This window comes from Vibrio sp. C8, assembly GCF_054051265.1.
In genome coordinates, this window is the sequence record NZ_JBPAOE010000049.1 from 1 (window position 1) to 22312 (window position 22312).

General features: G+C 41.3%; 21 protein-coding genes. 16 read left to right on the top strand and 5 right to left on the bottom strand.

Annotation, left to right across the window (positions count from 1 at the left end; all coding sequences use genetic code 11):
- The first annotated feature begins 642 nt into the window (after positions 1-642).
- Positions 643-834, top strand: coding sequence for a hypothetical protein (locus ACRQQK_RS16620; protein ID WP_457513223.1), 192 nt, complete (start codon positions 643-645; stop codon positions 832-834).
- A 123-nt stretch (positions 835-957) separates the two neighbouring features.
- On the opposite strand, the gene ACRQQK_RS16625 is transcribed toward ACRQQK_RS16620, so the two are convergent.
- The gene (locus tag ACRQQK_RS16625) at positions 958-1524 is read right to left on the bottom strand and encodes a PhnA domain-containing protein (protein ID WP_457513225.1); all 567 of its coding nucleotides are present in this window, start codon (positions 1522-1524) and stop codon (positions 958-960) included.
- Positions 1525-1694: 170 nt separating this feature from the next.
- On the opposite strand from ACRQQK_RS16625, the gene ACRQQK_RS16630 reads away from it, so the two are divergent.
- The gene (locus ACRQQK_RS16630) at positions 1695-2777 is read left to right on the top strand and encodes a metalloprotease (RefSeq protein WP_457513227.1); all 1083 of its coding nucleotides are present in this window, start codon (positions 1695-1697) and stop codon (positions 2775-2777) included.
- Positions 2778-2833: 56 nt separating this feature from the next.
- Here the strand turns inward: ACRQQK_RS16630 and ACRQQK_RS16635 are convergent, their stop codons facing one another.
- Positions 2834-3625: a M48 family metallopeptidase gene (locus tag ACRQQK_RS16635; RefSeq protein WP_457513229.1), complete on the bottom strand. Its 792-nt coding sequence runs from the start codon at positions 3623-3625 to the stop codon at positions 2834-2836.
- Between the two features lie 94 nt (positions 3626-3719).
- Between ACRQQK_RS16635 and ACRQQK_RS16640 the strand changes: the two genes are divergently transcribed.
- The 5 genes from ACRQQK_RS16640 to ACRQQK_RS16660 all read left to right on the top strand — a co-directional run bounded on the left by ACRQQK_RS16640 (position 3720) and on the right by ACRQQK_RS16660 (position 7856).
- Positions 3720-4172 carry a hotdog fold thioesterase gene (locus tag ACRQQK_RS16640; RefSeq protein WP_457513231.1) on the top strand — a complete coding sequence of 151 codons (453 nt, stop codon included), beginning with the start codon at positions 3720-3722 and terminating at the stop codon, positions 4170-4172.
- The gene (locus ACRQQK_RS16645; RefSeq protein WP_457513233.1) at positions 4173-4406 is read left to right on the top strand and encodes a DUF3389 domain-containing protein; all 234 of its coding nucleotides are present in this window, start codon (positions 4173-4175) and stop codon (positions 4404-4406) included.
- Positions 4407-4487: 81 nt separating this feature from the next.
- Positions 4488-6194 carry an SgrR family transcriptional regulator gene (locus ACRQQK_RS16650; RefSeq protein WP_457513235.1) on the top strand — a complete coding sequence of 569 codons (1707 nt, stop codon included), beginning with the start codon at positions 4488-4490 and terminating at the stop codon, positions 6192-6194.
- A gap of 8 nt (positions 6195-6202) precedes the next feature.
- Positions 6203-6454: a hypothetical protein gene (locus tag ACRQQK_RS16655; protein WP_457513237.1), complete on the top strand. Its 252-nt coding sequence runs from the start codon at positions 6203-6205 to the stop codon at positions 6452-6454.
- A gap of 514 nt (positions 6455-6968) precedes the next feature.
- Entirely contained in the window at positions 6969-7856 is an 888-nt protein-coding gene (locus ACRQQK_RS16660) for a LysR family transcriptional regulator (RefSeq protein WP_457513239.1), read from the top strand.
- 53 nt (positions 7857-7909) lie between these two features.
- Here ACRQQK_RS16660 and ACRQQK_RS16665 read toward each other — a convergent pair whose 3' ends face one another.
- Complete coding sequence (locus ACRQQK_RS16665) at positions 7910-10594, bottom strand: bifunctional acetate--CoA ligase family protein/GNAT family N-acetyltransferase (protein WP_457513242.1); 2685 nt, start codon at positions 10592-10594, stop codon at positions 7910-7912.
- Between the two features lie 216 nt (positions 10595-10810).
- On the opposite strand from ACRQQK_RS16665, the gene ACRQQK_RS16670 reads away from it, so the two are divergent.
- Both ACRQQK_RS16670 and ACRQQK_RS16675 read left to right on the top strand, forming a co-directional pair.
- The gene (locus ACRQQK_RS16670; RefSeq protein ID WP_457513244.1) at positions 10811-11386 is read left to right on the top strand and encodes an SPOR domain-containing protein; all 576 of its coding nucleotides are present in this window, start codon (positions 10811-10813) and stop codon (positions 11384-11386) included.
- A 150-nt stretch (positions 11387-11536) separates the two neighbouring features.
- Entirely contained in the window at positions 11537-12541 is a 1005-nt protein-coding gene (locus ACRQQK_RS16675; RefSeq protein WP_457513246.1) for a D-alanine--D-alanine ligase, read from the top strand.
- Here the strand turns inward: ACRQQK_RS16675 and ACRQQK_RS16680 are convergent.
- Entirely contained in the window at positions 12525-13484 is a 960-nt protein-coding gene (locus ACRQQK_RS16680; protein WP_457513248.1) for a tyrosine-type recombinase/integrase, read from the bottom strand. The two genes, ACRQQK_RS16675 and ACRQQK_RS16680, sit on opposite strands and share 17 nt — an antisense overlap.
- Positions 13485-13585: 101 nt before the next feature.
- Here ACRQQK_RS16680 and ACRQQK_RS16685 point away from each other — a divergent pair, with 101 nt between their 5' ends.
- Positions 13586-13960, top strand: a complete 375-nt coding sequence (locus tag ACRQQK_RS16685) for a DUF3319 domain-containing protein (protein ID WP_457513249.1) — start codon at positions 13586-13588, stop codon at positions 13958-13960.
- A gap of 1 nt (position 13961) precedes the next feature.
- A complete protein-coding gene (gene yciH / locus ACRQQK_RS16690; protein WP_457513251.1) occupies positions 13962-14273 on the top strand; it encodes a stress response translation initiation inhibitor YciH in 312 nt (103 codons plus the stop codon).
- A gap of 74 nt (positions 14274-14347) precedes the next feature.
- Here the strand turns inward: yciH and ACRQQK_RS16695 are convergent, their stop codons facing one another.
- The gene (locus ACRQQK_RS16695; protein WP_457513253.1) at positions 14348-14971 is read right to left on the bottom strand and encodes a DsbA family protein; all 624 of its coding nucleotides are present in this window, start codon (positions 14969-14971) and stop codon (positions 14348-14350) included.
- Between the two features lie 113 nt (positions 14972-15084).
- On the opposite strand from ACRQQK_RS16695, the gene ACRQQK_RS16700 reads away from it, so the two are divergent.
- The 5 genes from ACRQQK_RS16700 to ACRQQK_RS16720 all read left to right on the top strand — a co-directional run bounded on the left by ACRQQK_RS16700 (position 15085) and on the right by ACRQQK_RS16720 (position 21880).
- Positions 15085-15978: a LysR family transcriptional regulator gene (locus ACRQQK_RS16700; RefSeq protein WP_457513255.1), complete on the top strand. Its 894-nt coding sequence runs from the start codon at positions 15085-15087 to the stop codon at positions 15976-15978.
- 665 nt (positions 15979-16643) lie between these two features.
- A complete protein-coding gene (gene acsA / locus ACRQQK_RS16705; protein WP_457513257.1) occupies positions 16644-18380 on the top strand; it encodes an acetate--CoA ligase in 1737 nt (578 codons plus the stop codon).
- On the top strand, positions 18377-20404 hold the full coding sequence (gene pdhA / locus ACRQQK_RS16710; protein WP_457513259.1) for a pyruvate dehydrogenase (acetyl-transferring) E1 component subunit alpha: 2028 nt from the start codon (positions 18377-18379) through the stop codon (positions 20402-20404). Before acsA ends, pdhA begins: the two co-directional genes overlap by 4 nt.
- A complete protein-coding gene (locus tag ACRQQK_RS16715) occupies positions 20397-21638 on the top strand; it encodes a dihydrolipoamide acetyltransferase family protein (RefSeq protein WP_457513260.1) in 1242 nt (413 codons plus the stop codon). Before pdhA ends, ACRQQK_RS16715 begins: the two co-directional genes overlap by 8 nt.
- Positions 21635-21880: an acyl carrier protein gene (locus ACRQQK_RS16720; protein WP_457513262.1), complete on the top strand. Its 246-nt coding sequence runs from the start codon at positions 21635-21637 to the stop codon at positions 21878-21880. The genes ACRQQK_RS16715 and ACRQQK_RS16720 overlap by 4 nt, the downstream gene beginning before the upstream one ends.
- Positions 21881-22312 lie beyond the last annotated feature (432 nt).

Below are 22312 nucleotides of genomic sequence, written 5' to 3' on the forward strand. Positions count from 1 at the left end.
GATTAAACAAATCTCTGTCCCAGAGACATCCTCAATCTTTTATCCATCTGTCAAGCTCATGTAACCGGAGAAGAACCCTTGAATTACGTTCATTATTCATAATATTACATGAGTTCACGGAGCGATTTGTCTATCTGAAGACAGCGCTATTGTTTATTACGCTGTTTATTGGTGTAAAAATGCTATTGGTGGATTCTTAATGGGTAATTCTGACTAATATACCCCTGATTGTTCTTTCACTGACAATCACTATGGCAGTGCTGTGTTCGGTCATAAAACAAAATCCGTCAGGGGAAAATGAATTAATTCATGTAAAATCAGTGGAATAGGGTTTTATCTTACAGAGTGTCAGTTGCAGAGAAGTTCTGGGGTAGGGTTGGAAAATATTTAAAATTTCATTTGTTAATAAGCTGTATAAACTTATTGGCCCATAATTATTTGCGGAATAATTAGTCACACTTTAGTTGGTTTGATGGTTTTTTAGTCATGTAATTTGATTTTATATTTTTTGGTATGTAAACAACTTGTTTCATTAGAATATCTAATTCGAATATCCAAATTTTGTCATTTTTTAACGGACAAATTATTACCTATCATTGTTGCAAATACAGAAAGTTACCGGATTTATTAAGAGAGGCTATCATGGCACAAGCAATGTATATGGGTAGTGTAACAACGACCACCTCTATGGATAAAAAAACCTATGCGGTTAACTTCAAAGGATTGATTGCTCATCTGATTGATATTTTGTTTGTAGACAACAAACCAGCAGCTAATTACTACAGTGCTGATTTGTCTAGCCATATTCAACGTGATATTGGACTACAACGTTAATCAAATGCGTACGAATTAAAAAGCCGAAAACTCTAAGAGTCTTCGGCTTTTTTTGATCTCTGCGGTTCGTGGCTTGTGAAATGGCTGCATTAATATCAGCGATTTCACAAGCAACATCAGGCATTATTTTTTACGGCAGTACTCAGCAATAATGTACATTGACTGACCGTTAGCTTTACCAGAAATAAGTTTAGGATCATCAGCTAAGCTAATACCACGTACCACGGTACCTTGCTTAATCACTTGAGATGAACCTTTAATAGGCAGGTCTTTAATGATTGTTACGTTGTCACCTTTCTTAAGTTCTACACCGTTAACATCGCGTGGTTTCTCTGCGTCATCGTCCATGCCGATTGCAGCCCAGTTTGCGATTTCTTCTTCCATGTACATCATGTCTAGAAGATCTTGTGCCCAGCCTTCAGTCGCCGTTAGACGTTTAAGCTGACGCCATGCAAGCACTTGTACAGGTGGTACTTGGCTCCACATACTGTCATTCAGACAACGCCAGTGATTTGCATCTGCCGTATCTGGATCTTCGATTTGACTCTTACAAGTGTCACAAAGCATCGCAGAGTGATCTACGGTAACTTGTGTATGTGGCGCAACCACAAACGGAGTTAAAGAAGTTTCAGCAGAGCATAGCTCACATTTAGATTCGCAGCGTTCAAGCAAAGTTGCTTCAGTAGACATATTACCCACCTTTATAAATTTCGTGAGGGCGTATTATCCACTTTATGCACAGGATTTAAAGGGTTATTGATTCAATCTACAAATATCAGAGACATATAACCTATAGTTTTACGTTTATCTTACAAATGGCATAATCGCGCTCCAAGTTAAACTAAGAGTAGAACAGATTTGTGGAACTATTAAACACGGAATTACTCGGTCACCCTCTTCGTCTTGAAGGCTCTATGGCCGGATGGCAGCAATTGTTTTGGAACAATACCTTGGTCTCACAACGGGAAGCCCAAGTCGATGATTCGACTACAATCAATCATAACTTTAAGCTGCAAAGAGGCGAGCAGGTCATTGAATGTCGACTCGAAGTGGATTTAACATGGCAACCTTTTAGTTTTACCTATCGAATGTTGGTTGATGAACAACTTGTTGAAGAGAGCGTCAGAACGGAAAAGGACATAGAGCGACAGGTTCCCTTTACTACGCCACCTGCCGAAAAGCGTTTTAGTCTGATTGGTATTGTATCGCTTGGTATGAAAGCTCTGAAAAGTGCCAAGCTGATTAAAGTTGTGCTCGCTTCAGCAAGTCTTGCTGCATATTCGTGGTTATTTTCTTATCAGTTTGCTTTAGCTTTAATCCTTTGCTTAGTGTTTCATGAATATGGGCATGTAAAGGCAATGAAGTATTTCGGTATGCGTACCAAAGGGATTTATTTAGTTCCGTTTTTGGGTGGACTTGCATTGAGTGACGAAAAGATAAACACGCGCTGGCAAGATGTGGTTATCTCAATTATGGGGCCTTGTTTTGGTTTCGTACTGTCGCTGATTTTGTTAGTCATCTATTGGATAACAGGAAGTCAGCTCTGGGCTGCTCTTGCGGTGTTTAACGCGTTCTTAAACCTGTTTAATCTGTTGCCTATATTACCCTTAGATGGTGGGCACGTATTAAAGAGCATCAGCTTTTCGATGAACAGCCGAGTGGGGATGCTGATCTGTATCGTAGCCATTATAGGCGGTATTGCGCTTAGCTATGCATTGGGACTGACCCTACTGGGATTCCTGCTTATCATGGGGTCACTGGATTTAGTTTTCGAGTGGAAACACAGGCATCACAGCCATCTATTACCTTTAGATAGATATGGACAGATTGTTTCTTCAGTTTGGTATATAGGATTATTGATAGGCTTAATCAGTATTATTGTGGGCTTTGCGTCTACCGGTGACACCTTGCTCAGCTTACCACTATTGATACTTGGTACATAAAGCCTGGGGAAGAGAATCTAAAACTTATATTATCAAGGGAGCATGTGCTCCCTTTTCTATATTTGGCAATTTGGACGCTTAGCGCTGCTTGCGGGTAAAGTTTGGATTTTATTCGTCAACTCTTGAATCCGAGTGCTGTGAGATGGGTGAGTAGACAACAATTCTGGAGGAGCGTTTCCTCCTGAAGCTTTTGCCATGTTTTTCCACAAATCAATACTCTGTTTCGGATCAAAACCAGCTTTAGACATCAATTCTAAACCAACAACGTCGGCTTCTGATTCTTGCGTTCTTCCATAAGGAAGCAAAACGCCATATTGAACGCCGACACCAAGCGCAGCCATAGTTAATCCACGGTATTGAGAGTACTCAGAAGTACCAAGTGCAATATCAGTAATTTGCAGTCCTGCATTGGCGATCTGTGATTGTGATAGGCGCTCATTGCTATGATCGGCGAGGACGTGGGCAACTTCATGACCTATAACAGTAGCCAGCTGATCCTGATTAACAGCTACTTTTAATAACCCTGTGTAGACACCTATTTTGCCTCCAGGTAGCGCAAAAGCATTGACTTGGTCACTGTCAAAAACCACCACTTCCCATTGAGAAAAGTTTGGTTGTTTCGGCACATAAGCGGTAATGGTATTCGCCACACACTGCACATAAGCATTGGTTTTGGCATCTTTGCTTATAGGTGTATCGTTTTTCATCTGTTCAAATGACTTTGCTCCCAAACTGCTCATATCTTGATCAGAAAAAAGGATCAATTGATTTCGTCCTGTAGGAGACGAGCTGCAAGCGGCTAAACCGAGCGAGGTAAAGAGCAAGGAAGCTTTTATTATCTTATTCATCGTTCGTTCCCAGTCATAAATAATAGGGTTATAGTATCAATCCAAATCTTTACCACTACAATACTAAATCTTTAAATCGATTCAGGGCGTTACGATGGAAATATGGAAGAAACCAATAAGCTTAGAGATCCTCAATGCAAGCAACAAAAATACGCTAATGGAACATCTCAACATTGTGTATACCGCTTTTACTGAGAATACAGTTACCGCAACCATGCCCGTTTGTCATTTTACTCATCAACCTTTAGGCATGTTGCACGGTGGCGCTTCAGTTGTCTTAGCTGAAACTTTGGGTTCAGTTGCGGCAAACTTCGCTGTGGACGATGAGAGTTATTGCGTTGGTTTAGACATCAACGCAAACCATATTCGTTCGATGCGTTCAGGACTCGTTATCGGTACTGCTCATCCAGTGCATATTGGCGTTTCAACCCAAGTCTGGCAAATCAATATTACAGATGATCGCGAACGTTTAGTTTGTACAAGCCGCCTGACTATTGCGGTAAAGAAAAAGCGCAATGAACGCCAGCAATTGCGTACAGAGGAATAAATGGTTATTGAATTCAAATTCGGTAAAATTATCGCAACTCAGCACGAAATTGTGATTCGTCTCGACGGTGAACATCGTGTCACGCTGCAGGCGAGCGCGGATGCGGTTCAACTGCTGGGCAATGGCGCAAATGTGATTGTGGTTAATTGCAGTGAAGCTAAATGGTCAATGAAACTGGATAATCAAACACAGTTGGAACAACTAGCTGAATGTTTAGGTTGTTCTATTCACTAAAATTATTATCAACTCACTTGCATCAATAAATGAAAATAGGGAAACTCACTACAAGATTGAGTTATGTGAGATTTCCTCTTTATGAGCAGCCCCCGCTTAAGAGTTCAGTTCGAAACGTTGTTTGAGCACTTCCATGGTCAAGATGCTGATGCTCAGCTAGAAGATGTCGTTGATATTCTGTTTTGTACACGCCGAAATGCGCGAATTGTACTTAATAAAATGGAAGAGGAAGGCTGGATAGAATGGCATCCAGCAGCAGGACGAGGAAAGCTATCCAAGCTCATATTTAAGCGAAGTAGGGCTGACGTCAGTGAAAATCTTGCTCGTCGATATCTTGATGAAGGTAAAATAGCTCAGGCTTTCTCTGTGCTTGACCATGATGCCAGCAAGTTAACTCAAGTTATTCAAAGCTATCTTGGCGTTCAACACCAAGAGGGGCTGCAAGTCGTTCGTCTTCCTTACTATCGTCCGCTTTCGGTGCTTAATCCATTAAAACCGATGCGTCGTTCAGAACAACATATTGTTCGACAAATATACAGTGGCTTAACTCGCTTTGACGAAGAAGAACAGTTACAACCAGATTTGGCACATGCATGGCAACCGATTACTCCTCAGCATTGGCGGTTTTACTTGCGTCCGGGTATCCGTTTCCACAATGGAAATCTTTTGACGACAGAAATGGTTGTTGAAAGCTTATGGAATCTTCGCTTCGTTAATTTATTTTCACACATCGATAAAGTTGAATCGCCGGCGGACTGCATCGTCGATATCTGGTTACAGAAACCTGATACTCGCATGCCGTTGCTGTTAGCAGAATGTTGTGCAAAGGTGCTTATACCTGAATCGGAACGTGGTGAAACCTTTGATTTGCTGCCGATTGGTACTGGTCCGTACAAAGTGGTGTTGAATGATGATAAACGACTTGTTCTGCAAGCGTTTGACAACTATTTCGGCTTTCGTCCCTTGCTTGACCGAGTTGAGGTGTGGGTCATTGATGAAGCACATTCGTCGATGGTCTTTCCCAGCCTTTCTAATCCCGTTAAAAATAAAAGGGGCTCATCGACTGAAGATGTGGACTTAGACCCTGGCTGTACTTATTTGCTACTTAACCGTCGCGATGGTATTGCCGCAGATGAAACATGGGCTGAATACTTGTGTCACAAGTTAAGTGCAATGAACCTGTTTAAGTTGATGCCTGAACAAAATATTGTAGAGCTAGGGGTTTTGCCTGCTCACGGTCTGAAACCCGGCTGGTATCATCAAGTCCCTGTAAGTCACAGTGTCACACCTACGGAACCTAAGCGACTTACCGTTGCTTATCATGCTCAGCACCCTACGTTTCCTATGATTGCTAAAGCGATCGAGCAACTTCTTAAGGAAGACGGTATCGGCGTTGATTTTATTAAATATGAACTTACGGTTGAAAATGCCAGAGAAGTGGATATTTGGATTAAGCCTATGGGGATTGCTAGTCATAGAGATGATGCCTTAGCCGGGTGGCTTCTCAATGATTCTGATATTGAACATTTGAGCCGACCAGAGGATTTCCGCAGATGGTCTGGTTTAATTGACCAATGGCGAGCTGAATCGCAAGCAAACTTTCCGGGTAAAGAGATCGGTAAGTCTCTTGTAGAATCACGACAGGTTATTCCGATGTTTCACTGTTGGTTAGGCGTCAGCAAAGACCAATGTGGTTCCTTACAGAACGCTAAATGTAATGCTTTAGGTTGGTTCGATTTTAGTCAGGTATGGGTCAAGCCTGAATTTGAATCAGGTTTTGCCGAGTAGACTTAGTAATGGCAAAACCTAACAAAAAACAACCAGAAAAAAGTATCGATATCTACTGCAGAAAATGTCGCACACAACTATTTAAGTACAAGAAAGGCGGCAAAGGTGCACTAGTAAAATGCTTCAAAGAGCGGATTGTACAAAACTACGTACAAGAAGCGTGTAAATGTCCAAGTTGTGCCAGTGAATTTGCTCGGGAATGTATCATAAGAGGCGCTCCCGCCTACAAAATTGTCGGTGGGAAAGTCACGACAAAGTAGTTCTTTCGCATTATTTCATGTTGCTAAAAAGGTTAAGTAAGCGAATGAAAAATTAAATTTTTTAACAGGAATGTACGGAAATTGATCAAGGTCGATAAAATCGTTAATTTTTGTTCTTAAGGGTAGCTTAAGTTCATATAAGTGTTAGTATTGCGCCGTTAAATTTATTAGGCCAAATCATTTTCAATTTCTTGGAGTTGTCATGGAATTAGCGCTTATCATCACTTTTATCGTCGCGGCTTTAGTCATGGTGAAAAAAGAGATGGCAGAAAACAAATAATTTATCGCATTTACTTCATTTATCTATACCTTTTTGAATGCAATAAATCACTATCATGAAGCCAGCTTTTGCTGGCTTCATTCGTTTTAGCCTCAGTAAAACAACTTCTTAAGTATAATTTCTTAGCAAATGTCGCTAATATCGAATTCTCATTCATTTATGTAATCTATAAGAGATTTGCAAACTTATCTGCGAATTGACTTTGAGTGTTACTTTTAGAATAAGGATATCGTTTTGCACAGCCCGATTACTCTTGAAGCACTGCATATTCTCGATGCAATTGATAGAAGAGGTAGCTTCGCATCTGCTGCCAATGAACTGAATAGAGCGCCTAGTTCTTTGAGTTATCAGATTCAAAAGCTTGAGCAAGATCTCGATATCATGATTTTTGACCGTTCAGGGCATAAAGCCAATTTCACTGAAGCAGGCAAGTTGCTTTTAGAGCGCGGTAGGGCAATTCTATCCGCAACTGAAAAACTGGTTAATGATGCGACTTTGTTGGCCAACGGATGGGAGCTCGATATTACTGTCGCTTTCGATGGCATTATTCCGGTGGCTTGTTTTTTCCCTATGGTTGAAGAGTTGGGCAATGTAAGTAAGACACGCATTAGGCTACAAGAAGAAATTCTTGCCGGTTGTTGGGAGTCTCTAGCAACTGATCGTTCCGATTTACTCGTTTGTCCAAAAGTGGATACGCTACCTCAAGATGTTAAATCTGAAACGCTGGGAACTATGTCGATGGTTTGGGTTGCCGCAACTAATCACTATGTTCACAAACGAAGTGGTGAGTTTAATGAAGAAGCAAGACAAAAATATCGAGTTATCGCTATTGCCGACACAGCTAGAGATCAGCCTGCAATGAGTGTAAATATTCTTCAGAAGCAACCTCGTCTAACGGTGACAAATTTTAATGCTAAATGTCAGGCTCTAGTAGAAGGTCTGGGTATTGGGTCTTTGCCAAAACATGTCGCAGAACCTTTGATTAAAGAAGGTAAACTTAAAATCATCAACGGTACTCAAGCATGGGATATGGAACTGATCATGGCGTGGCGAAGAAATAAGATTGGCGAAGCGAAATCTTGGTGTATTAAATACCTCAAGAAAAATTGGAAGCTCGTTTAAGATCGAAGCAAGGCAATAGGATCTTAATGAACTTATTGCCCTGTTCATGATTATTAAGGGTTGAGAGGCAATACCATGTCAGCTGTACCATCTTCAAAGTGCACATCAATCTCAAAACCTAATCTTTGAGCTAGTGTTAACATTCCCCGATTGGTTGGCATTGTCATGCCAGACATTTGCTTAGTGCCTTTAGCCTTACAGTAATCGATGATTCTACTCATCAATATTTTGCCAAGACCTTTTCCTTTTACATCGGTACGAATGAGTATTGCAAACTCCGCATCGGTATTTTCTGGGTTAATCAACGCTCTTGATACGCCAATAATTTCTTCTTTGGTACCGTTTTTGGTTACGGCGACAAAAGCCATCTCTCTGTCGTAATCAATTTGAGTTAAATTTGCTAAAGCTTCATGGTTGAACTCGCCAACATCGGAGAAGAATCGTTTATATAAATCTTCTTTGCTTACTTTTTTGATGAACTCAGCGTGATGCGGTTCATCTTCCGGAAGAATCGGCCTCACGGTGATGAGCTCTCCATCTTTAGCCATGCATTCCTCAACCAGTTCTGTGGGGTAAGGGCGTATAGCTAGTCGGCTTTGTGCATCACCTTTAAATTTTTTCAAAGTTAAGTCGGCGTCAAGTATGGTGAATTGGTCACCGTTTACCAGTACAGGATGAATGTCCAATTCAAAGACTTGAGGACATTCAACTACCATCTGTGAGATACGTACAAGGAACTCAGAAAGCCCGTTAATATCAATCGGCACAGGAAGTTTTTGCAGACGAATTTTCCCGCTGCGAATAGCTCGCACGATAAGGTAACGTGCAAGAGTCATGTTTAGAGGAGGAAGTGCTGCCGCAGCATCCGTAGCTTCGTTCCATTCTGAACCACCCTGACCAAGCAAAATGACAGGGCCAAAAGTACTATCGTGTTTTACTTTGATTCTTAACTCTTCACCGCCAGCAAGCTTAGCCATGCCTTGAACGAGTAGACCGTGGATATTAGCTGAAGGGTAGTGAAGCTGCGCACGGTCAAATATAGCATCAGCCGCGCTGGATACCTCGTGCGATGTTCTTAGATTCAACATCACTCCTTGAACATCTGACTTATGTGCGATGTCCGGAGATCTTAATTTTACTGCTACGGGATATCCGATCGTTTCTGCAATATGTACAGCTTCACTGGCGTCACTTGCTATCCATGTCGGCAGCAAGTTGAAGTTGAAACACTTCAGAAAGCTACCTATCTGATGAGTATCTAGATGTAGCTTATCGTTATTGTCTAGATGTTCATCAATCCACAATTTCGCCGTATTGATTTCGGACACGTGCACAGCTTCAGAGGTTGTTGGTGTCTCCATCAGTTGTTTTTGGTTTCTTCGATATTCAACCAGGTGCATGAATGCCACTACAGCGCTTTCAGGCGTTCTGTATGTTGGAATGCCCGCTTGGTTAAATAATTGCCTTGCTGGTCTCGCAGTCAGTTCACCGGACCAGTTCGTTAGAATGTTAAACCGTCTTGCTCTTGGATGAGATTTAACTAGGTCTATGACCGCTTGTGCGGTTTGTTCTGACTGAGCAATGGCTGAAGGGCTGTGCATGATCAATATGGCGTCGGCGTTATCACTATCCAGCACCGCTTTTAACGCATTGATATAGCGATTATGATCTGCGTCACCAACGATATCGATGGGATTTCCGTGTGACCAACTTTGCGGAAGACATTGGTTCAATACATCGTATACAGAGTCTTCCAACTCGGCTAAACGTCCACCGTGGTCTAACAAAGTGTCGGTTGCCATGATTGCAGGACCACCACCGTTGGTGATAATAGCAAGTCGTTCACCGCGTAATGGAACTGAGTGGGTCAAGGTTTCTACAGCAGCAAATAATTCATGGGTATTGTTTACTCTCAGCATACCTGTACGGCGAATTGCAGAATCGTAAATGATATCGAGCGTATCATCTCCACCCGTGTGCATTTGTGCCGCTTTCTTGCCTGCTTTCGTTCGCCCGCCTTTTAAAACAAGTATTCTTCTATTACGCGACGCAGCTCGTGCTGCAGACATAAACCTTCTGGCGTCTCTGATCGTATCGACATACAACAAAATTGCGTCTGTATGTTTATCTGTACTCAGGCAATCGAGTAAGTCTGAGAAATCTATGTCTGTTGCGTTCCCCAAAGATACAAATGCAGAGAAGCCAATTTGTTTGTCGTTGGCCCAGTCAAGAATCGTTGTACAGACAGCGGCAGATTGAGAAATAAAAGAAATATTGCCCTTAGTTGCCGTGACGGGTGAAAAAGATCCGTTGAAATTTGCCCAAGGTAAAATCATGCCTAGGCTATTAGGTCCTAAGATTCGCATACCTGACTGCTTTGCTATTTCATTACATTGAGCTTGTATCTCAAAACCTTGAGCATCCAAAGTGTACATATCGGACGACAACACAATGACATTGGCAACGCCAAGGTCAGCTAATTGCCTAATTATGGTCACATTTCGGCTGGCATGAGTGCATAGAATGGCGATGTCTGGTACTAAGGGCAGTGAAGCAATAGTTTTGTAGGCCAGTACACCACACACAGAAGGATAGTAGGGAGTAACTGGCATAATGGCTCCGTCAAAACCGCCCTGAAGAAGGTTCTTCATAACGATGTTGCCCGAGCGAAATGGGCGAATAGAAGCACCAATTACAGCGACTGATTGAGGTTTAAGTAACTGACTCAAATTGTTCATAATGATCACGCCATAAATTGACAGTGCTTACATCCTAACCAATTAATGATGTATCTGTTTGCGTATTTAGTATCACTGTGATCATAACAACACAGTTCAAAGGCTACTTTGTGTTCTAAATCACACGTTACAGTTATATATTAGTGGCCTAAGCTTGATTCTAAGCGCCTCAATCGGCATGATTTAATTAATTACAATCAGAGCGTTAATAATTCCATGAAAAAAATTTCAATAGTAGGCTTGTCAGCAGTTTTAGCTGCATGTTCATCAGGTTCATATACCACCGATGTTACTTCAGAAAGTCACCGTGAAGATTACAATGTCGCTACAGTTCAACAGCCTGTTGTCTCTGATTCAGGCATGGCGACAGGTATCACAGAGTCAAACGTAGAACCTCAGGTCATTCAAACTGCTCCACAGCCAGTGGAGAAAAAAGTAGTTAAGATGAGCCCTAAAGCTGCTACGGTTTCTATTACTCCACCTACGGCAAAACAAGTTGCGATGAATCCTCGTTATGGATATACAATTCAAGTTGTTGCTGTTGGTAGCCAAAACAAAGTTGACCAATTTGCCAGCAAGTTGCCAAAAGATGGCCAGCCAATTTGGGAAAACTACAAAGTGGTTAATGGTACAAAGTGGTACACGATTCTTTTTGGTGACTATGCAACACGTAAAGACGCTGTAAAGGCAATCTCTGAGTTGCCTGCAGACTTTCAATCTTTGAAACCGTTTGCTAAAAGTATCGACTCTATCAAGAATTCAGAATTTCCAACACTTAACAAATTAAATTAAGCATCGGTGATTCAATAGAAGGGGCAATTTTGCCCCTTTTGGCTGTTATATAAGCAGTTAAAACAAACAATCGCTAATAACGGTGTAAGTTCCACATGAATTTACTATGATAGACGGGCAATTTACATCAAAGATGTCACGGATATATCAATGACAAAGACAAAAATCCTTCTTTTATGCGGCGGCGGATCTTCAGAGCATGCTGTATCTCTTGTTTCTGCTAATTATTTGCAGCAGCAATTAGCATTAACTCCTGAGTTCGAAGTCATTCGTGTCGAAATGAATCAAGATGGTTGGTTCGCAGATAACAACGAACTTGTCTATTTAGATACCAATACGGCTACAATAAATAGCGACAGCTTTGTGAAGAAAGTAGATTTTGTCGTTCCATGTATTCATGGATATCCGGGCGAGACGGGTGATATTCAGTCAATGTTAGAATTGGCAGGAATTCCTTACCTAGGTTGTGCTCCCGAATCAAGCAGTAATAGCTTTAACAAAATCACATCTAAGTTGTGGTACGACGCTTTAGGTATTCCAAATACGCCTTATTTGTTCTTAACGGAGAACACTCAAGAGTCCTATGAGCTCGCAAAAAAAGCGTTCAATAAATGGGGTAAAGTGTTTATCAAAGCAGCGAGGCAGGGTTCATCTGTTGGCTGTTACAAGGTCACAAGTGTTGAAGGTGTCGCTGAGGCCGTTGATTCTGCATTTGGATATTCTGAGCAGGTTCTAGTAGAAAAAGCAGTGAAACCTCGTGAACTTGAAGTGGCAGCATATGAGATTAATGGTGAACTACACATATCTAAACCTGGTGAAATCATCGCTCCAGAGGATGCTTTCTATACCTATGAAGAAAAATACAGTGCAGAAAGCCACTCAACTACAGAAGTAGAAGCTAAAAACCTAACAGAGAAACAACGACAAGTTATTCATGAAAGTGCTGTGAAAGTGTTTAAACATATGAAGTTAAGACACCTTTCACGTATCGACTTTTTCCTTACTTCAGAAGGGGAAGTGTATTTAAATGAAGTTAACACCTTCCCAGGAATGACTCCAATTTCTATGTTCCCTAAAATGCTTGAGCACAACGGACATAAGTTTTCCGACTTTTTGGCCCAGTGTGTAAAGAGTTCTATTACTCCCAAGGCTTAAATGAGAAAAATTTAAGCTTCTCTTGTTCAGCTGTGCCTTTGTTACCTACATATTGGTAAGGCATAGCTGGACTAAGCCATCTTCCAAACTCCTGTATTTCTTTTATTTTATAGCCTTGTTCAGACAATTCCTGAACAGCACCAACTCTCGCCGATTGGCCAGAAAATTTAAGTTCAGGTTTGCCTAGCAAAGTGCCAGCATTTCTTAGAATTCTAAATATTGACGAGTCATTGAGAATATTGTTTGCAACATTACCGTGTTTATCAATCGAACGAAAAACATAATGACAATCACGCGTGACTAATCGTAACCATTTATTCAAACAATTTGTTGCATTAAGTGAAAGTTGGTAATGAGATTCCCCAAACGATAGAACCAAATATTCACCATTGGTGTTAATTTGATTAAATGTAAGATTTTTTAATTCAGAACGCTTCAACGCACATTCAAACATCACATGATAAATCGCTAAGTCTCGAATTTCTTTTACCGATTTGCTCGTTGAGTATTTTGAATATAGTGTCTGTAAGTGAACACTGGTAAAGCTTGTTGCCTGTTCTTCATCGCCCTTTTTATTGAGACGAAGAGACATAAGTGATTGTCTTACTTTGGGATTATTTGTAGGGTCTTTAAGAGACAATAAGCGATGAATAAGGCTAATAGTGACACTGTAGCGTCTAATAGAGCTATATTTACGCGTCTTGGCTTCAGATTCGAGGAACAAGCGAGTAGCTGTCACTGAAGCGGGGAGTGCCGAAACAGACTTACTTAGGCAGAAGCTGACAAACAGATTCCAGTCATTTTTAAGGGCTAATAGCGAGTTATGTGCATAAGAGTGTTGTGTTAAGTCATCCATTTGCTCTAGACTTATTGTCTTACTAAACTCAGTAACCTTATGTTTTAGAATGTTTTGATCTGTGACGTAAGTTAGCTTTTTTCTCATTCTGAGGCACTATAACTTATCATTTTTCTAAATAATATACTTGATAACCATGCATATACAATTATTATTTAGTTAATACATTAATATGAGCAGATTAAAGTATGGCTAATGCAAGTTATCGAGGTTTCACACTTCAAACAGCTAAACAATCCGCAGATATATGGCAGGTTCGAATTAAGAATCACGTATTGTCGGGTAACTTAGCCGCAGTTAAAAAAAGCATCGACTGGTGGTGTGATACTGCATCATTAATTGACCCTAGTGAATTTGAGTCTGTAGGTAAGACAAGAGAAGTTCAGGGCTCAAAAGAAGAGAACTTTAATGGATTTACCTTAAAGAACGATACTGGACAAGCTAACGGCTGGTACTGCTTTTTTAATGGACGTTTGATTAAAGGCTCTAAATTGGCGTTACAAAAACATATTGAAGCACACTTATTGGCAAAACAAAGAGCAGCCGCTCAGCAGAGAAAGTAGTATGACTCTAGTATATTCGACCGAGATTGGTCGTATTAAGAACGAACCTGAAAAAGTTGAAAAACCTAAAGGGGATGGCATTGTTCGAATTCACCGTGAAACAAAAGGCCGGAAAGGAAAAGGAGTAAGCATTGTTAAAGGGTTAGATCTAGATGATGCGCCTTTAAAATTGTTAGCTGCAGAGCTTAAGAAAATATGCGGATGTGGCGGTGCTGTCAAAGATGGTGAAATAGAAATTCAAGGTGATATGCGCGATAAAATCAAAGCACATCTTGAGAAAAAAGGTATGAAAGTAAAACTTGCTGGTAGTTAATTTTTACCTCTTTAAATCTAGTAAAGAAAACTTCATGGTTAAATTCTTTACTAGATTTCACTAAATCAGGAAGCTTAAACTTTCGTCAATAATTTTTTCCATCCGTTTAAGTCCCCGTAATACTGCTCATGTGGCAACTTAATAAGAGAACCTTCATGCTCTGCAATTAGGGTGGGGTATCCCGACACAGCTAAGGTTTGCATTAATGAATGAGTATGAACAATATTCTCATCAAGTGACGTATTGCTCGAATCTGAGTTCATGAGTTCAAGCCAGACAGACATATCAATATCGAACTGACTCAATATGTTTTGTAGTTCTTCAAGCTTATAAACTTCCGATCCTTGGACATAATGAGCATGTTGAATTGCCTTCAATGTATTAAAGCAACTTACGCCAAGAGATTCTGCAACTAGAATCGCCTTAGTAGTTAAGTAGGAATCAACAATAAATTCTTCTCTATCCCTTAGACGAGAAATGTAGCTTTCACCAAACTCGACCCCCGTCAAAGCAGCAATTCGAGGGTCTGCTGTCATGATGTGTTGCTTAAATTGTTCAGAAATACTTCTTTTTTCAATCATTCCACCTGGATGAAAAATTAATTTCATCGATGGATTTTCTTCTATTGCTTGAATTAAAGCTGTAGCTCCGTAACACCAACCGCACATAGGGTCATAGAAATAGTGAATATTAGTCATGTTGTCGTTCCCAAATGATGTTTTCATTAATACGCTAGCTAATATATTAAATTGATAAGTTCAGAAAAATATCTAATTATAGACATCAGTGTTTCATAAAACGTACTAATCATATGGATAGATTAAAAGCCGCAAGAGTGTTTATCGATGTCGCACAATCAGGTAACTTCACTGTTACAGCGGACAGGCTGAGTATGTCACGACCTATGGTTACCCGTTATATAGAGTCGATGGAAGAGTGGCTAAACGTTCGGTTGCTACATCGCACAACGAGAAAGGTGACTTTAACGTCAGCAGGTAAAAACTGTTTAACACAGGTGGAAAACTGGCTGCTTGCAGGTGAAGCTCTTGCCGATCTCACTCATTCTGGGTCAAAGGATTCACTAAAAGGCAGAATAAAAGTTTCAACCAGTATGTCTTTTGGATTTTCCCAGTTAGTACCAGCCACAAAGCTCTTTATGGACAATTATCCAGATATAGTTGTAGATATTAATGTCGAAGATACTGTCACTGATCTGGTTGAGCAGCAAATAGACTTAGCGATAAGAATCTCTTCAAACCCTGATCCTTCCTTGATTGGTAAACCAATTGGCGATTGCCAATCTGTTTTGGTCGCTTCACCAGAGTATATCGCTGAGCATACGACAATTAATAACCCTAAAGATTTGTTGAATCATAAATGTCTTGGTTATAAACACTTCGAACAACATGTATGGCATTTGAGCTATCGTGAGCAGCATGAGTCTATTGAAATTGAACCTTGCTTATCTGCAAATGAGGCTACAGTACTATTACATGCTGCAAAGTGTGGAATGGGGGTGACGCTTCAACCTACGTATCTAGTTTCTTCAGAGATCGAATCTGGTTCACTGGTTCATGTTTTACCTGATTGGCAACCAAGCGAACTCAAGATTTATGCTTTATATTCATCAAGAAAATACCTATCTCAAGCTGTCAGGGCTTATATCGATTTTATCTCTAAGTATTTTTCAAAGCGTCGTTGGTAGGAAGAACAGTGGAGGCGATAAAGACGAATACCTAAAGCCTTTTGCTTAAACCGATGCGCATCAATGAAATCTCATCAGTTATAGAAAGGCTTTCAGCCTAATAACTACATTTTTAATCACAGATGATAAATGTAGTTATTAGGTATTTTATGGTAAATGATAATTATGTAAAACGCAGAGGGAACAGAGTAGTTATCCGCACAATACAGGTATGATGTTCGAATCTAGAAAGTGTTATTTAACATAATACATATAATGCGCACTCATTAATAGATTGTTGAATCACACCATATCCCATAACAATTGCTCCGTAACTCATTGATATTAAATTATGTATTTTTCCAACATGACAATGTAATGATTGTTGAGCTTCAAGTCTATTAATGTAAAGCAGCCTTTCTTTCGCTTCCCCATTTCGGTAACTAGCTAAACGGGGTTTTTATCCATATCAAGTAAAGTGTTTAATAAAACCATCAAAGGTTATCCATGGTTGAGCAATTGCTTCCAATTCAATTAGACCTTGGATGTGGCTAACTTTCGGAGTAGATATCAGAAATATATTAGTATTTCCTCAAGTAATTATGGCAAAAGTACGCATATAACCCATACTTTTTCCATGGATTAAGCCCTTATCTGGGCATTCTTTTTTGTTAAGGAAGCCAATTATGATTAAAACCATTTTTCATCAACAAATGGCAGACAATGCAAACCTTAGAATTGATTCTCTGGGAGAAATACCTTCTCCACGCCCCATTTATGAACAGAACAATAGTAGCTTAAATATTGGCTTCCAAGCTTTAGATTGTCATTTGAACGAGCCTATCAGAAATAAACTGGCATTACGTTGGATCAGTAAAAACGATGAAATTATCGATTACAGTTACCTTGAATTAAGCCAACAAACCAGCCGATTTTCCGACATGTTGTCGCAACTTGGCCTTCCTCAAGGTAGCCGTGTGTACAGTCTCGCTGGGCGTCGACCTGAACTTTATATCGCAGCTTTGGGTACGTTAAAAGCCGGTTGTGTTTTTACTCCGCTGTTTTCAGCATTTGGTCCGGAACCCATTCGTTCCAGAATGGAAATAGGCGATGCTAACCTTATTATCACTACTCACAGTTTGTATCGTAAAAAGCTCAAAAATTGGTGGCGAGAGTTACCAAGCATGAAAGCAGTGTTGCTTATCGACGGTAATCCAGATGATGAACCCGGTTGCTACGACTATGTGAGTTTGATGTCGGATGCAGACCCTGAACGCACAAGTGAATACACTCAAGCTGAAGATATGGCGTTACTTCACTTCACCAGCGGAACAACGGGTAAACCTAAAGGTGTCATTCATGTACATGAAGCCGTGAAACATCACATCAGTTCATCCTTTTATGCGCTGGATTTAAAACCTGACGATATCTATTGGTGTACTGCGGATCCCGGTTGGGTAACAGGAACGACCTATGGAATTATTGCACCGCTTTGTCACGGTGTAACAATGATTGTTGACGAAGCGGAGTTTGATGCTGAACGTTGGTATCGGATTCTACAAGATCAACAAGTGACCGTCTGGTATACCGCTCCAACGGCTATCCGGATGCTAATGAAGGTTGGCGAGACGCTTCCAACACAATTTGATCTTTCTCACCTACGATTCATGGCCAGTGTCGGTGAACCTCTAAATCCTGAAGCGGTTGAATGGAGTGAAAAAGTTCTAGGTATGCCCTTCCATGATAATTGGTGGCAAACCGAGACGGGCGGAATAATGATTGCCAATGTACCCAGTAGACCAGTTAAGCCAGGTTCGATGGGTAAACCACTTCCAGGTATTGAGGCGGGAATTTTAAATTCCGATAGTAATGGTGTCCTTCAAGTTGAAACCAAACCCATGACGGTCGGTGAGCTGGCTGTCAAACCGGGTTGGCCTTCAATGTTTCGTGGTTACTTGAATCAACCAGAAAAGTACCAGTCGTGTTTTACAGATGATTGGTATCTCAGTGGCGATTTAGCAATGAAAGATGAAGATGGTTATTTCTGGTTTGTTGGTCGAAAAGACGATCTGATCAAATCTTCGGGTCATTTAATTGGTCCTTTTGAAGTTGAAAGTGTTCTGATGGAACATCCCGCTGTCAGTGAAGCAGGCGTTATCGGCATCCCCGACCCTGTAGCTGGCCAAATAGTCAAAGCGTTCGTCGCCCTTAAACCAAATTTTGCCGCGGATGATGACCTACTACAGTCTCTTCTAGCATTGGCGCGAAAACGTCTTGGTGCCGCTGTCGCACCGAAAGAAATTGTGTTCCGTAACAATCTGCCTAAAACTCGTAGCGGCAAGATCATGCGCCGCTTACTCAAAGCAAGAGAACTTGGTCTGCCGGAAGGTGACATTTCTACCTTGGAGAGCGATGAACGATGAAACAAAGAATCCATATCAATCGTCAGCACTTACTTGGTCAACTAGAGCAAATGCTACGAATTCGCCGTTTTGAAGAAAAATGTGCCGAGCTCTACGCTCAGGAAAAAATACGCGGATTTCTTCATCTTTATATTGGTGAGGAAGCAATAGCGGTTGGCGTTATGTCTACGCTAAGTAAACAAGATCAGATCGTTGCGACTTATCGAGAACACGGGCATGCATTAGCGCGTGGTATGAACATGGGCAGCATATTGGCTGAGATGTATGGGCGCACTAATGGCTGTAGTCATGGTCGTGGTGGTTCGATGCATTTGTTTGATAAAAACCTGCGTTTTTATGGAGGTAATGCCATAGTCGGTGGTGGTCTTCCGCTTGCTACTGGGCTGGCGATGTCTAACAAGAAAATGGAACGAGATGCTATCGCCGTCTGTTTTTTCGGTGAAGGTGCTGTTGCTGAGGGAGAGTTTCATGAAAGTCTGAATTTAGCGGCATTATGGAATCTTCCTGTACTTTTTGTCTGCGAGAACAATCAATACGCGATGGGTACTGCCCTTGCCTTTTCTGAATCAGAGATCAATATCTCTAAAAAGGCGCAGAGTTACGGCATAAAATCTGTACAGGTTGATGGCATGAATGTTGTCGATGTTGAGGCAGCAGCATCAGAGGCTGTAGAATTTATTCGAGAGAATAAACGCCCTTATTTCATTGAATGTAAGACCTATCGTTTCCGCGGGCATTCCAGCTTTGATACTCAGCTATATCGCGACAAACAAGAGATTGCACAGTGGGAAGAAAAAGGTCCAGTCAAACAACTGATCAAATGGTTACAAGACAATTCACATTTCCAATCTCAGGAACTATCTGACATTGAAGAAAGAGTTGCTCTGGAAATTAGTGATGCCATAGCGTTTGCGGAAGCTGGAGAATGGGAACCAGTTGAACAATTAACTCGTTTTGTACATAGCCCTCAACTTAGTTCGTCTTTGAGTATCGAAAAGTCACATCAACCACCAGTGAACATGACATACCGTGAAGCACTGCGTGAAGGTATCCGCGAAGCGCTAGAGACAGATTCACGTGTATATCTTATGGGTGAAGATGTCGGGCGATACGGGGGCTGCTATGCCGTGAGTAAAGGCTTGCTCGATCAGTTTGGCTCAGAAAGGATCATTGATACACCCCTTAGCGAATCGGGTTTTGTCGGGATTGGTGTGGGGACGGCGTTGGGTGACATGCGGCCTATTATTGAAGTGATGACCGTTAACTTTAGCCTGCTTGCCATGGATCAAATCATTAATACCGCGGCTACCATACTGCATATGTCCGGTGGTCAATTCAATGTTCCTGTTGTGGTGAGAATGGCTTGCGGTGCTGGTAAACAATTGGCTGCCCAACATTCACATAGCTGGGAAAATTTCTATGCTCATGTTCCGGGGCTAAAAGTCCTTAGCCCGGCAACGCACAACGATGCCCGCCATATGTTGAGTCAGGCGTTAGCCGATCCTGATCCTGTCCTTATTTTTGAACACGTTATGTTACTTAATGAGCAAGGAGATGTTTTGGATACGCCAGACGCGCCAATGGATAAAGCTTTGGTGCGCCGAGATGGAAATGACATCACATTAATTACCTATGGAGGGAGTTTGAATAAAACGCTTCAAGCCGCTACTCAGCTTGAAAGCGACGGTATCTCAGCTGAGGTTATTGATCTTCGATCACTAAGGCCACTAGATAAAGACACTATTATTTCGAGCGTTAATAAAACGCATCGAGCCGTGGTTATTGATGAAGGTTGGTATACCGGAAGTTTGGCTGGAGAGATCAGTGCAATCATTATGGAACAGGCTTTCTGGCAACTGGATGCACCTGTTGCAAGGGTTTGCACACAAGAAGTTCCGATTCCTTATCCTCAACATCTTGAGCAAGCTGCCATTCCTCAGTGTGACAAAATTGTACGCGCTGTTAAGGCAACACTACAGGCCCCAGATTGGCAAACTGAGGGAGGTAAAGATAAAAATGGATAACAATAAAAAACCAGATACCGTTATTGATATCACGATGCCTGCCCTCGGTGCCGATATGAGCGAAGGAACACTGGTCGAATGGCTAGTTAAACCTAATGACTTTGTAGACAAAGGCGCCATTATCGCAGTGATAGAAACCAGTAAAGGTGCAATAGATATGGAGTCTTACTATCAGGGTACGATTCTTGAGCTATTGGTTGCCCCCGGAACTAAGCTTGCTGTCGGCAGTGTGATGGCTCATATGGATAGTAACGAAAAGCTAGCAAAGGTGAGGTCTGTCGCCCCTGCTTCTCCTACGCCTATTCTGGAAGCACCCGTTGAAATTAAACCGGAATCACCGATTGAGCAAGCCGCCGTTGTTAATGGGGAACACAACACTTCGTTCAACGAGACGAAACGAACTCTTGCGTCGCCACTGGTTCGTAAAACGGCTCACTTATCAGGAATTAATTTGAGTGGCTTAACAGGTAGTGGTCCACAAGGAGCGATCGTATATCGAGATCTAACCAATGTTGCTAGTTTGCGAGAAGCTAAAGAGCCAGAACCAAATTTACAATCCGATTCATCGAATATGTCTCCGATGCGTCAGGCGATCAGTGATGCAATGAGCCGTTCTAAACGAGAGATACCTCATTATTACATCTCGCTAGAGATTGATTTAACCAAAGCACAAGAATGGTTGGGTGAACAAAACCAGCAGAGAGAACCTGAGCAAAGGTTATTGCTTCCAGCCCTGTTGCTAAGGGCAATTGCTGATCAACTCACTCACTTCCCTGAACTCAATGGTTTTTATGTTGATGGACGTTTCACGCCTTCGCCATCCGTTAACATTGGTAATACGATAAGTTTACGAGAAGGTGGACTTGTTATCCCTGCAATTATCAATGCCGACCAATTACCGCTAGACCAATTGATGGAGGCATTACGAGATCTTGCTGAACGTAGTCGTCGTGGGCGGCTACGCAGTTCCGAAATTAGTGAAGGCACAATTACAGTGACGAGTATTGGTGATCGTGGAGCAGACAGTATTACCGGAGTCATTTATCCGCCTCAGGTTGCGATAATTGGCTTGGGACGGCTTCGTCAGTCTGCAATTGTCAAAGACGACCACCTAGACATTGGCGAAATGATGACGGTAACGCTCGCTGCTGACCATCGTGTTAGTGATGGTATTACCGGTGCACGTTTTTTAAGAGCACTCGCTAAACAACTTCAACATCCGGAGGCTTTATGAACAGCAATAACGTTGCGTCTCTTATCGCAGAGGCGATAACACACATCGCACCAGAAATTGAGATAGACGACATCGATCATGATGAAGACCTCAGAGAAGAATGCGATCTCGATTCAATGGATTTTTTGAATTTACTCACTTCACTTAAAAAAAGTACGCAAGTCAGTATTCCTGAAAGTGACTACAACAAAGTTCGTAGTTTTAACCAACTGTTGAACTATATCCAGGAGCGCCGTACTTAGGATAGAGCTGAGTGCTTTCAAATGGACGTACTTTGATATAAATGCGTGGGTTGTTCATCGCGCTAAGTATTGTTATGGACTTAGCGCATGTTATTGATCAATCCTTTTTATCGAACCTTAATGTTCAAGTAACACTGCCAACTAAATGTGACAATGTCACCACCCCAGAATACCTGCTATTTGCTTGACGTCATAGTAACGCTATCTATTTTTCGCCTACCAACACTTTTTCATTCTAGATTTCCGACCTATTGACCTCACTTTACTTTGATTTAAATGATCAACCTATTGGTTATATCACTTATAGCAGTAGTAAGTAATCACACCGTAACGTCACAACATAAAACACCACGACAAATCTTGTGTTGTAATTTGACTTGTAATTAAATTACAACCAGAAAAAATAACAAGCCATTGCAGATGAATATTCTG

What these genes read in the sequence shown, in the direction of transcription:
- ACRQQK_RS16620 (WP_457513223.1), top strand. Translation starts at nt 643, where the DNA reads ATGGCACAAGCAATGTATATGGGTAGTGTAACAACGACCACCTCTATG.
- ACRQQK_RS16625 (WP_457513225.1), bottom strand. Translation starts at nt 1,524, where the DNA reads ATGTCTACTGAAGCAACTTTGCTTGAACGCTGCGAATCTAAATGTGAG.
- ACRQQK_RS16635 (WP_457513229.1), bottom strand. Translation starts at nt 3,625, where the DNA reads ATGAATAAGATAATAAAAGCTTCCTTGCTCTTTACCTCGCTCGGTTTA.
- ACRQQK_RS16640 (WP_457513231.1), top strand. Translation starts at nt 3,720, where the DNA reads ATGGAAATATGGAAGAAACCAATAAGCTTAGAGATCCTCAATGCAAGC.
- ACRQQK_RS16645 (WP_457513233.1), top strand. Translation starts at nt 4,173, where the DNA reads ATGGTTATTGAATTCAAATTCGGTAAAATTATCGCAACTCAGCACGAA.
- ACRQQK_RS16650 (WP_457513235.1), top strand. Translation starts at nt 4,488, where the DNA reads ATGAGCAGCCCCCGCTTAAGAGTTCAGTTCGAAACGTTGTTTGAGCAC.
- ACRQQK_RS16655 (WP_457513237.1), top strand. Translation starts at nt 6,203, where the DNA reads ATGGCAAAACCTAACAAAAAACAACCAGAAAAAAGTATCGATATCTAC.
- ACRQQK_RS16665 (WP_457513242.1), bottom strand. Translation starts at nt 10,594, where the DNA reads ATGAACAATTTGAGTCAGTTACTTAAACCTCAATCAGTCGCTGTAATT.
- ACRQQK_RS16670 (WP_457513244.1), top strand. Translation starts at nt 10,811, where the DNA reads ATGAAAAAAATTTCAATAGTAGGCTTGTCAGCAGTTTTAGCTGCATGT.
- ACRQQK_RS16675 (WP_457513246.1), top strand. Translation starts at nt 11,537, where the DNA reads ATGACAAAGACAAAAATCCTTCTTTTATGCGGCGGCGGATCTTCAGAG.
- ACRQQK_RS16680 (WP_457513248.1), bottom strand. Translation starts at nt 13,484, where the DNA reads ATGAGAAAAAAGCTAACTTACGTCACAGATCAAAACATTCTAAAACAT.
- ACRQQK_RS16685 (WP_457513249.1), top strand. Translation starts at nt 13,586, where the DNA reads ATGGCTAATGCAAGTTATCGAGGTTTCACACTTCAAACAGCTAAACAA.
- yciH (WP_457513251.1), top strand. Translation starts at nt 13,962, where the DNA reads ATGACTCTAGTATATTCGACCGAGATTGGTCGTATTAAGAACGAACCT.
- ACRQQK_RS16695 (WP_457513253.1), bottom strand. Translation starts at nt 14,971, where the DNA reads ATGACTAATATTCACTATTTCTATGACCCTATGTGCGGTTGGTGTTAC.
- ACRQQK_RS16700 (WP_457513255.1), top strand. Translation starts at nt 15,085, where the DNA reads ATGGATAGATTAAAAGCCGCAAGAGTGTTTATCGATGTCGCACAATCA.
- acsA (WP_457513257.1), top strand. Translation starts at nt 16,644, where the DNA reads ATGATTAAAACCATTTTTCATCAACAAATGGCAGACAATGCAAACCTT.
- pdhA (WP_457513259.1), top strand. Translation starts at nt 18,377, where the DNA reads ATGAAACAAAGAATCCATATCAATCGTCAGCACTTACTTGGTCAACTA.
- ACRQQK_RS16715 (WP_457513260.1), top strand. Translation starts at nt 20,397, where the DNA reads ATGGATAACAATAAAAAACCAGATACCGTTATTGATATCACGATGCCT.
- ACRQQK_RS16720 (WP_457513262.1), top strand. Translation starts at nt 21,635, where the DNA reads ATGAACAGCAATAACGTTGCGTCTCTTATCGCAGAGGCGATAACACAC.